This is a genomic window from Streptomyces sp. NRRL WC-3549 (assembly GCF_000721935.1).
GTDB lineage: Bacteria > Actinomycetota > Actinomycetes > Streptomycetales > Streptomycetaceae > Streptomyces.
The window spans coordinates 45,450-55,574 of the sequence record NZ_KL585399.1; the positions used below are offsets into that span (position 1 = coordinate 45,450).

At 72.4% G+C, this 10,125-nt stretch carries 7 protein-coding genes and 2 pseudogenes; 7 read left to right on the forward strand and 2 right to left on the reverse strand.

Annotation, left to right across the window (positions count from 1 at the left end; all coding sequences use genetic code 11):
* Window positions 1-232: glycosyl hydrolase family 18 protein (locus tag IH13_RS0115085; RefSeq protein WP_031084682.1), on the forward strand; the 232-nt coding region annotated here is incomplete at its 5' end.
* Between the two features lie 121 nt (window positions 233-353).
* On the opposite strand, the gene IH13_RS42330 is transcribed toward IH13_RS0115085, so the two are convergent.
* On the reverse strand, window positions 354-497 hold the full coding sequence (locus IH13_RS42330) for an SCO1431 family membrane protein (protein ID WP_110085011.1): 144 nt from the start codon (window positions 495-497) through the stop codon (window positions 354-356).
* 404 nt (window positions 498-901) lie between these two features.
* Between IH13_RS42330 and IH13_RS0115095 the strand changes: the two genes are divergently transcribed.
* The 4 genes and pseudogenes from IH13_RS0115095 to IH13_RS37545 all read left to right on the forward strand — a co-directional run bounded on the left by IH13_RS0115095 (window position 902) and on the right by IH13_RS37545 (window position 7,189).
* A complete protein-coding gene (locus IH13_RS0115095) occupies window positions 902-2,065 on the forward strand; it encodes a glutathione-independent formaldehyde dehydrogenase (protein WP_031084683.1) in 1,164 nt (387 codons plus the stop codon).
* A 198-nt stretch (window positions 2,066-2,263) separates the two neighbouring features.
* The gene (locus tag IH13_RS0115100) at window positions 2,264-2,668 is read left to right on the forward strand and encodes an effector-associated constant component EACC1 (protein ID WP_031084685.1); all 405 of its coding nucleotides are present in this window, start codon (window positions 2,264-2,266) and stop codon (window positions 2,666-2,668) included.
* Window positions 2,669-2,742: 74 nt separating this feature from the next.
* Window positions 2,743-4,570 (forward strand): annotated as a pseudogene (locus IH13_RS45765) (caspase, EACC1-associated type); the annotation flags it as partial.
* Between the two features lie 225 nt (window positions 4,571-4,795).
* Complete coding sequence (locus tag IH13_RS37545; RefSeq protein ID WP_324605185.1) at window positions 4,796-7,189, forward strand: WD40 repeat domain-containing protein; 2,394 nt, start codon at window positions 4,796-4,798, stop codon at window positions 7,187-7,189.
* 138 nt (window positions 7,190-7,327) lie between these two features.
* Here the strand turns inward: IH13_RS37545 and IH13_RS0115110 are convergent, their stop codons facing one another.
* Entirely contained in the window at window positions 7,328-8,620 is a 1,293-nt protein-coding gene (locus IH13_RS0115110; protein ID WP_420713367.1) for a peptidase C39 family protein, read from the reverse strand.
* 157 nt (window positions 8,621-8,777) lie between these two features.
* Here IH13_RS0115110 and IH13_RS0115115 point away from each other — a divergent pair, with 157 nt between their 5' ends.
* Both IH13_RS0115115 and IH13_RS0115120 read left to right on the forward strand, forming a co-directional pair.
* Window positions 8,778-9,392, forward strand: coding sequence for a uridine kinase family protein (locus IH13_RS0115115; RefSeq protein ID WP_031084689.1), 615 nt, complete (start codon window positions 8,778-8,780; stop codon window positions 9,390-9,392).
* Window positions 9,393-9,791: 399 nt separating this feature from the next.
* Window positions 9,792-10,125: pseudogene (locus IH13_RS0115120) on the forward strand (CbxX/CfqX); the annotation flags it as partial.

Genomic DNA, 10,125 nt, shown 5'->3' on the forward strand with positions numbered 1-10,125 from the left:
GTACGAGGCGGGCATCGAGGACTACAAGGTCCTCAAGGACAGCTGCCCCGTGACGGGCACCGTGGCCGGGACGGCGTACGCCCACTGCGGCTCGGACTGGTGGAGCTACGACACCCCGGCCACCATCGCCACCAAGATGGAGTACAAGGACCGGCAGGGGCTGGGCGGCACCTTCTTCTGGGAGCTCAGCGGTGACACGCCGGACGGTGAGCTGATCAAGGCCATCAACTGACGCCGACCGGGTACACGCACGACAGGGTGGGCAGGGGCGGGGTGCCGGGCGGGCGCCCCGCCCTTCCGTGTGCGGGCACCGGGCGGGCCTCGGGCCGGTCACACGGCGGTGCGCCCGCAGGTCACATGAGCCCGGCCTGGGTGACGAACACGGCGAGGAGCACGACGAGGGTCCAGCCCAGGACGTGCTCGAGCACCTTCGGTCCGTCCTCGGGGCCGCCGGTACGGGCGCGGCGGAGGTTCTCGGCGGCGTTCATCGCGGTCATGGCATCTCGCTCGGTCGTGCGGTCGTGGTCGTCCCCCGTGACCCGACCACAGTGCCAGCGAAGGGGGGCGGCGGGGTAGAGATGCGCGTCACAGCGCCGTGAGCCGCCCCGGGCCCCACTGCCCGCGCGCCCAGCCGCCGCACCGCGCCCGCTGCCCGACGCGGCCGGGCGGGCGGTCCGGCTGTGGGCGACACCACACGGGCCGGCGCTCCGTGGCGGCGGCACCCCGAGCGTTCGCCCCGCCGCCGGGCCGGTGCCACGCTGGACGGGTGGGCCCGACGCGGTGCGCGCCCCCGGACGCGGCACGCCGGGCACGACCGGGACAACCCAAGCGGACCACCGGCGGCCCTGCCGCCGGGACGGCGGCCCGGGACGCGGCCGGTGGTCGGAGAGTGCGGCTCGACATGAAGGCAGTGGTGTACAACGGCCCGCGTGACGTCAGCGTCAGCGAGGTCCCCGACGCCAGGATCGAACACCCCGGCGACATCGTCGTCCGGGTCACCGCCACGAACATCTGCGGCTCCGACCTGCATATGTACGAGGGGCGTACGTCGTTCGAGCCCGGCCGGATCCTCGGACACGAGGCCATGGGCGAGGTGGTGGAGACCGGCCCCGCGGTGAGCAAGGTCGAGGTGGGCGACCACGTCGTCCTGCCGTTCAACATCGCCTGCGGCTTCTGCAAGCAGTGCGAGCGGGGACTGACGAACTACTGCCTCACCATGCAGCCGGAGCCGGCCCTGGCGGGTGCCGCCTTCGGGTTCGCCGAGATGGGGCCGTACGCCGGCGGCCAGGCCGAGTACCTGCGGGTACCGCACGGCGACTTCAACGCGCTGCGGCTCGGCGAGGACGCGGCGGCACGGCAGAACGACTACGTGATGCTCGCGGACGTCTTCCCGACGGGTTACCACGCCACCGAGATGGCCGGGGTGAAGCCGGGCGACCAGACGCTGGTCCTCGGGGCGGGCCCCGTCGGTCTGATGGCCGCGTACTCCGCCGTGCTGAAGGGGGCGGGCCGCGTATGGGTGGCCGACCACCAGACGGACCGGCTGGAACTGGCCGAGCACGTGGGGGCGATCCCCATCGACACGAGGGAGCAGGACCCCGCCGAGGTGGTCAAGGAGGCGACGCTGGGACTGGGTGCGGACAACGGCTGCGAGTGCGTGGGCTACCAGGCGCATGACCCGCAGGGCGAGGAGGACGCGGCCCTGACGTTGAACCAGCTGGTGGACGCCGTGCGGTTCACCGGGCGGATCGGCGTGGTCGGGGTGTTCCTGCCCCAGGACCCGGGCGGGAAGAAGGCGCAGAACGCCCTGGAGGCGAAGGGCAGGATTCCGTTCGACTACGGGCTCATGTGGTTCAAGGGACAGTCCATGGGAACCGGCCAGGCCCCGGTCAAGCGGTACAACCGGGCGCTGCGCGACCTGATCGCGGGCGGAGTGGCGGAGCCGTCGTTCCTCGTCTCGCACCAACTCCCGCTCGACCGGGCCCCCGCGGCGTACGAGAAGTTCGACGCCCGTGAACCGGGCTGGACGAAGGTCGTGCTGCGGCCGGAGTCCGCGGCGGCGTAGTGCCGGGGCCGGCCGGCCTGGGGCCGGGGGAACCCGCCCCGGCCCCCGCCCACATGCCGGGCGGGCGTCCAGCCGTAGTGCCGCTCCGCCTCCGGGCCGAACTCCCGCTCGGTGCGGCCTTTTTCACGGTGCCCGACGCCGCTAACCTCACTTACGCAAGGGAGAGCCGCGCATCGCATGCGGTGAGGACGGGGAGTCATGGACGCTGCGGTCATCGCGAAAGGCCCCGACGCGGGGGATCAGCTACGCAGCCTGCGTGAGTGGCTGACGGACGCCCCGGAGCTGCGGGGGCGGGTCGGCGCCGTGGAGCGACCACCGCAGCCCGGGACGCTGGGGCCGGTACTGGAGACGCTGGCGGTCGCCCTCGGCCCGGCCGGCGCGGTGACGGCGTTCGCCACCGGTCTGGTCGCCTGGCTGCGCACCCGTCGCGGCGACGTGCACATCAAGGTGACGCTTCCCGACCGCAGCTCCCTGGAGCTGACCGCTGAGCGGGTCTCCGGTCTCGACGCGGGTACCGTGCAGCAGCAGGTGAAGGACCTCGCCGACCTGTTGAACCGGCAGCAGGGGGAAGCGGACGGGCCCGGAGCCCGCGAGCTACCGTGACGGACCTGTCCGGCGCGGGCGTACGCGTCTTACTGATCGCGACCGCGACGCACGAGGGCCCCCTGCTGCCCCCGGTGCCCGCGGTCGCCGCCTCGTGCCGGGATCTGCGCACGGCCCTGACCGAGCGCTGCGGGGTACGGCCCGACCGCCTGCGCACGCTGCTCGACCCGGCCGACGCACAGACCATGGCGCGGGCCGTCACCGAGGAGGCGCAGCGGGCGGAGACCGTACTGCTCGTCTACTTCATCGGGCACGGTCTGCTCGGTCCGGACGGCGAGCTGTACCTGGCGGCGACCGGCACCGACCGTCTCACCCCCGGGATGGCCGAGCACCAGGCGCTGTCCTTCTCCTCGCTGAGGCAGGCGCTGGAGGCGAGCCGGGCGTCGTCCGTCGTCGTCGTGCTCGACTGCTGCTTCTCCGGGAGGGCCACCCTGGGCGGCGGCCCGTCCCTGCCCGCGCTCACCATGACACCGGCGCACGGCATGTACCTCATGGGGTCCGCGGAACAGCTGGCCCTCGCACCTCCTGACGCCGCGCACACGGCGTTCACCGGTGCGTTCATCGATCTGCTGGTCCACGGCGACCCGCGCGGGGCACAGCCGTTGACCCTGGACGCCGTGTTCGACGGAGTCTTCCGTGCGATGAGTGACCGCCAGGGTCCGCTGCCCCGGCGGCAGGCCGGGGACCGTTCGGGGCACCTCGTCATCGCGCCGAACCCGGCGGTGCCCGCGCAGACGGCACCTCCGGAGGAAGCGGAACCGGCGCCCGGCCGCTGCCCGTATCTGGGGCTGGACGCCTTCGGGGTGGAGGACTCCGACGTCTTCTTCGGGCGCGACGGCATGACGGAGCGGGTGTTCGCCGCGCTCACGGAGGTGGCAGGGACAGGACCTCTGGTCCTGGTGGGCCCGTCCGGTTCGGGAAAGACCTCCCTGCTCAACGCCGGTCTCACGGCCGGGCTGCACGAGCGGGGTCTGCTCGGCACCACCTCGTGGCTCCCCCTGCGCCTCACCCCGGGCAGGAACCCCCTCCGCCGACTGGCGGGACGGTTCGACGCCGCTCCCGAGACCGTCGATCTGCTGCGGGACACCCCGGACCGCGCGGCCGAGCCGGCCGAACGGCTTCTGGGCGACCGGCCGGAGCATGGGCTGATCGTCCTCGTCGACCAGCTGGAGGAACTGTTCACCCTGTGCCAGGACCCCTCTGAGCGCAGCGCGTTCACGCGCGCGCTCACCGCCCTCGCCCGGTCCTCGGGCCCAGGCCGGCCGCGGACGCTGGTGGTGCTCGCACTCCGGGCGGACTTCTACGGTCAGGCAGCCGCGCACCCCGAACTGCTCGCCGCGTTGCGGGACAGCCAGTTGCTGGTCGAGCCGATGACCCCCGACGAACTGCACGCCGCCGTCGGCCGCCGCCGCGGGCCTCGTGCTCGACGACGGGCTCGCGGACGTGATCCTGCACGAGTTCGGCGCGACGGCCGATCGTCAACCTGCCGCAGGGGCGCTGCCGTTGCTGTCCCACGTCCTGTGGGCGGTGTGGCTGCGACGTGCCGGATCGAGGCTCACCGTCGCCCAGTACCGTGCCGCCGGTGGCATCGCGGAGGCGATCAAGACCACCGCCGACGACACGTACGACGGGCTCGACGGGAAGGCCCGGGAAGCCGTGCGGCTCATGCTTCCCCGGCTGGTGCACGTAGGGGAGGACTCCGCCGACACGGCCCAGCCCCTGGACCGCTCCGCGCTCCTGCACGGCCTGCCCGACACATCGGCCGCCCAGCAGGCCCTCGACCGGTTCACCCGGGCCCGCCTGCTCACGCTCGACCAGGACTCCGCCCGCATCAGTCATGAGGCGTTGCTGCGCACCTGGCCCCGGCTGGCGGAGTGGATCGAAGCGGACCGCGACTGGTTGCGCGTCCGCCAGCAGCTCACCGCCGACGCCAGGGCCTGGGAACGGGCCGGCCGGGACTCCTCGCTGCTGTACCGCGGGAAACGGCTGGCGGCCGTGGCCGAACGCGCCGAGTCGTCCCCGGCCAGCGCGGTCGAACCCGGTTCCGTGCTCGGGGAGTTCATGGACGCCTCCCGGCGGCAGGAGCGCCGGGGGATCCGGCGGTCCCGGATCGCGGTGGCGTTCCTCATGGCACTGTTCCTCCTCGCGACGACCGGGCTGATCGGTTCCGTCACCTTCCAGCGGGAGGCGGAGCGGGCGGGCCGACGCGACCTGGGACGCTATCTCGCCGCCGAGGCCGAGGACCTCCGTGACCAACAACCCGGCCTGGCCAAGCAGCTCAGCCTCCTCGCCTACCGGACGAACAAGGACGCCGGCCGTGGCGCCCTGCTCAACAGCCGACGCACCCCGGGCGTGCTCAACGCTGACGAGACCGCCCACGACCTCGCCTACAGTGCCGACGGACGCGTCCTCGCGATCTCGGTGCGCGAGGCGATCGAGCTGCGTTTCAAGGGCGGTTCGTCGCGGATCCGGGCGGGGGTCGTCGGCCCCGTCACGGTCAGTCGCGACGGCCGTACCCTCGCCGCAGTCACCTACGACGAAAGCCGGCCGAAGACGGGCCGGGTGCGCCTGTGGGACATCTCCGATCCCCACCGCCCGAGGCAGACCGCGGCTCCGCGGCTGGACCACGCCGTCCACTCGCTCGCCCTCAGCACGGACGGCGCGATCCTCTACGGCGGTCTGTACACCGGCGAGCTGCGCGTCTGGGACCTCCACGACCGGGCCGCGCCCAAGCCGCTGCCCGCCCCCGAGGCGCACTCCACGCGGATCGACTCCCTGGCCGTGTCCGCCGAGCGCGATCTGCTCGCCAGCATGAGCGTGGACGGCACGATCCGGTTGTGGAAGGCGGCGGGATCGGGGCGGCCCGAGCGGGTCGCGGTGCTCGAGGGGACGAAGTACGAACGCGACACCGCGGCCAATCCCAGACCGTTGCACCGGGTGGCGTTCGACCCCCGGGGGCTGCGGCTCGCCGCACCGGTCGCCGGGAAGAACAAGGACGGGCTGGCACTGTGGAAGCTGGACACTCCCGCCGAACCCAAGCGAATCGGTCAGCCGAAGGACGGCGCGACCGACTCCACCGCCGCCATGCAGTGTTACTCGGGCATCGACTCCGTGGCGTTCAGCCCCGTTCGGGAGTACGTCGTGGCCGCCTGCGAGGGCACCTGGCACGTCCACATCTACGCGAAGACCATCATCCCTGACGCGATCCTCTCCGGCACCTCCGCCGGAGGCCGCCTCGGGGAGGGCGTGAGCGAGCCCGGCATGGTGCTGTTCGACCCGGCGGAACCGCGCAAGCTGCTGCAGGCCACCGACCGCGGCGTACGTGTCTGGTACCTCAACAACTCGGCTCAGCTCGGTGCCGACTCGTTCCTCCCGGCGGAACCCGGCACCGGCGGCCAGTTCGACTACCGCCTGTCGGGCGACAAGCGACTGCTCGCCCTCCAGGGAGTGGGGGTGAACTACCTGCTCGACGTGACGGACATGCCGGACTCGTTCGCCCTCCAGTCCCTGACGCGCTCCCCCGACATGTTCACCGGCGCGGACATCGCCCTCAGCCCGGACGGGCGCCTGCTCGCCGACGTGGAGCTGTACGACGGTACGGAGGACGACGAGAAGGGGAAGAAGGAGCAGTTCGTCGGTGTGCGGCTGCGTAGCACCTCGGGCGGCCGGGGCGCCCCGCTGCTGTCCACCATCGACGACCTGGACAACGGCGTCCAGGCCATCGCCTTCAGCCCCACCGAACCCCTCCTGGCCGTGTCCGACATGAACGGCTGGAGAGACGGCAACAGCAAACAGCCGGCCGTACGGATCTACGACATCGCCGATCCCGGACACCCGCGGCAGATCTCTCGTATCGAGGCCACGTCGACGGGGCTCGAATTCTCCCCGGACGGGGAGACCCTTCTCCTCAACGACTCCCCGTTCAACGACCCGGACGACCCTCGGCCCCAGGCGAAGAACCAGCTGCAGAGCTGGGACCTCTCGGACCCGGCGCATCCCGAGAAGCGGTGGGGGCGGAACCTGCCCGCCGGAATGTCCTCGGTGCACGTGGCGTTCCGGCCGGACGGAAAGGTGCTGGCCGTCTACGACAGCGACGGAACCCTGAGCCTGTGGCGGGTGGAGGAGCACCGGCTCGCCGAGGAGCTGTCCCGCAGCAACCTGAGCATCTACGGCAGCCCGGTCGCCTTCAGCCCCGACGGAGCCCTGCTCGCACTGTTCGCGCAGAAGGAGGTCGGGGCGGACACGCGCCCGGAGATCTGGAGTGTGGGCGACCCGAAGGCGCCCGCGCTCCACTCCTACCTGCCCGGCGACTCGGGAGGGCAGCTCTACGCACTCCAATTCGATCCGGACGCCCGGTTCCTCGCGGTCGTCCGGGCCTTTGCGGGTGTCGACCTGTGGGACACCGATCCGGAGCGCGTCATCGGTGACCTCTGCGCCGGGGTGGGCGACCCCATCACCCGCAAGCAGTGGGAGCACTTCCTTCCCGACAAGCCGTACGAGCCGCCGTGCCGCTCGTCCTAGTCCTCCGGGCCGGGGTCGGTGTTCGTCCTGGTCGGCGGCTCGGCCGTGGAAGGCCGGCGGGACCGGGTCAGTCCCGGGGACCGGCGCGGTGGCCGACCCGCTCGGGACGGGGCGGCCACCGGCCTCACACGGGCACGGTCACACCAGCCCCAGCGACCGCAGCACGCGCTGCCGGCCCGGTGTCGGGTGTGTCGGCCAGTAGACGTAGCAAACACCGCCCGTACCACTCCTGACCTGGCCGTTCGCGTCGTACCGCTTGGTGCGCAGCCAGATGTTCTCCCACTCCCGCCTGCGGTAGACCCGGCGCACCGCGTCGTTGTCCGGGGACGCGGGGTCGTTGGCGATCACGTCGCCCTCGGCGGTGAAGCCGATGACGGTCATCAGGTGGCCCGAGGTGCCGTAACCCGCCCCCGTCAGCTCCTCCTCCAGGAACGACTGGGAGGTGATGACCGGGATGCCCGCGCCGACCAGGCGTTCCACGTCGGTCAGTGACCCGAGGCGGGTGACCACCGCGTTCATGTCCCGGTAGGTCGCGGCGTAGGCGGCGTTGAAGGGCCAGTTGCCGCAGCCCTCGTACTGGTGGTCGTAGGTGTACCGGGCCGCGTGGCAGACCTGGGGGTCGGCGATGCCGGGCTCGACCCAGGCGAGGTCGGCGGCGGTGGGCCTGCGCCCCCAGTACTCGATGACCATCTGCGAGGACGTCGGGCTGCACCACGCCTCCCCGCCGTTGTCGTACTCGGGGTACTGCCCCACGTGGGTGTTCTGGGAGTAGCGGGGCACCGCCAGCTCCCGGGCGACCGCGGAGGGTGCCGCCGGGACGGTGAAGCGGTCCGGGATGTCGGAGGCCGTCGCGCCTGCCCGGTGGACGACCGGGGTGCGGCGGCTGCCGGGGGCGCGGTGGAGGGTGATCCTCAGCCGGTAGGCGGTGATCCGCACTCCGTCCGCCGGTTCGTCCACCGCGAGGGTGTCCGTCCAGACGGTGCTCCTCCCGTCGCCCTGGTCGTCGACGGAGGTCCTGCGGATGTCCTCGTCCCCCGAGGCCCAGCGGCCCATCACGTACCAGGGGGTGTCGGTGCCGTCGGAGTAGCGGCCGCGCAGTTCGATCTGGACCCAGGTCCCCGCCGGGGTCAGCGCGTTCCAGGAGGCGATGATCTCGGTCGCGGGAACGGCGCAGCGGTGGAGGGGCGAGGTCCAGGTCGCGTACTCCCAGGAGGCGGTGACGCCCGTGTGCGGGTCGGTGTGGTCGGTGGTTCCCGTGGGCGCGGCGATCACCAGGCCGGGCCGGCGGCCGGGGGCCACCCGGGTCCCGGCCGCGGAGCCGCGGCGCCAGTCGGTGTACGTACTCCAGAAGCGGTTGTCCACGAGCGGGCCGGCCATCGGTGCCGAAGGGGTACGGGCGGTGGCGGTCATGGGCGGATATGGCGCTGCGATGCCGATCGGTGCGCCAACTATCGCGGGTCGGGGCGGGATCGGACCAGTGATTCGGCTCGTGCCGCCGAAGCAATATTGGTCTGCTCCACTGTCATGACCTGCGGATGCGCCGGACGCGCGGGCTCGGCCGGGTGCGTCGTGCTCGTAGGCTGGGGCCATGGACGATCTGGTGGCCCACGCCCGGCGGCTGCGCCGTCTGCCGCCGCCCTCGGGGCCGGTACGGCTGGTGGCGGTCGACGGCCACGCGGGCTCGGGCAAGACCACGTTCGCCGGCCGCCTGGCCGCGGCGCTCGGCGGCGCGCCCGTGCTGCATCTGGACGACCTGGCCACGCACGAGGAGCTCTTCGCCTGGACGGACCGGCTGCGGGACCAGGTGCTGACCCCCCTGTCGCGGGGGGAGCCGGCGCGGTACGCGCCGTACGACTGGACCGCCCGGCGCTTCGGCGCCCCGCGGACGCTGTCTCCCGCCCCCGTGGTGCTCATCGAGGGGGTGGGGGCCGGCCGGGCGGCGGTGCGGCCGTACCTCGCGGCGCTGCTCTGGATCGAGCTGGACCGTACGAGGTCCTGGGAGCGGGGCAGGCTCCGCGACGGTCCCGGGCTCACGGGCTTCTGGGACGGCTGGACCGTCGCCGAGCGGCGCCACTTCGCCCGGGACCCGTCGTACCCGTACGCGGACGCGGTGATCCGCCAGGTTCCCGAGGGCTATGTGTGGCTGGAAGGACCTCGTGCGGCGGCGGGGAAGAGTCGGATCATCACACAGAGTGAGGAATGAGAACCCCCATTCCGGATGGCCGGAAATCTCTGCGCGAATAACCGCCCCACTCCCTCAACTCGGCTTGACCGAGGGGGTGTACAGGTCTTACGTTCTGAATGTGCGGCTTTTCGGAGCCCCGCGGACGCGAAGCCCCCGGTTGTTCCCCCGTGATCGGGGGCTTCGTTCTGCCCTCACACCTCGCGTCCCGGCCACCCGGAAGCGACCAGGCGCCACTCCCCCTTCACCGTGCGTCACCCTTCCCGGGCCCCCGCCATGCCCTCACCCGCCCGGCGACCCCGCGGGTACGATGCACCCGGGTGTGGGCAATTCCCTTTCCGCGCACGGTGATTCGAAGCGCCACGGTGGGCATGCTGTGCGGGCTGGGACATTCTGGGGGCACGGTTTGTGGGGGACCTGATGGACATCGGCATGCACGGCGCGCAGGCCCCGGCCGACCTCGCCTGGCTGCGGGGCGTGGACGCCTACACGATGGGCGCCTACCCGCAGGCCGAAGAGGAGTTCAGAGCCGCGGTAGGCCTCGATCCCGGCATGGCCGACGGATGGCTCGGCCTCCACGCCCTGCGCATCGACACGACGACCGCGCTGTTGCACATGTACCGCCACCGCGACCGTTTCGGCGAGCAGCGCAGCCGTCACCGGCGCACGCTCAACTCCTGGTACTGGCTGGGCTGGTGGGTCCAGCCGGTGCTGGAGAGCCCGCGCGACCTGCTGCTCGCGCACGCCTCGCACT

What these genes read in the sequence shown, in the direction of transcription:
- IH13_RS42330 (WP_110085011.1), bottom strand. Translation starts at nt 497, where the DNA reads ATGACCGCGATGAACGCCGCCGAGAACCTCCGCCGCGCCCGTACCGGC.
- IH13_RS0115095 (WP_031084683.1), top strand. Translation starts at nt 902, where the DNA reads ATGAAGGCAGTGGTGTACAACGGCCCGCGTGACGTCAGCGTCAGCGAG.
- IH13_RS0115100 (WP_031084685.1), top strand. Translation starts at nt 2,264, where the DNA reads ATGGACGCTGCGGTCATCGCGAAAGGCCCCGACGCGGGGGATCAGCTA.
- IH13_RS37545 (WP_324605185.1), top strand. Translation starts at nt 4,796, where the DNA reads ATGGCACTGTTCCTCCTCGCGACGACCGGGCTGATCGGTTCCGTCACC.
- IH13_RS0115115 (WP_031084689.1), top strand. Translation starts at nt 8,778, where the DNA reads ATGGACGATCTGGTGGCCCACGCCCGGCGGCTGCGCCGTCTGCCGCCG.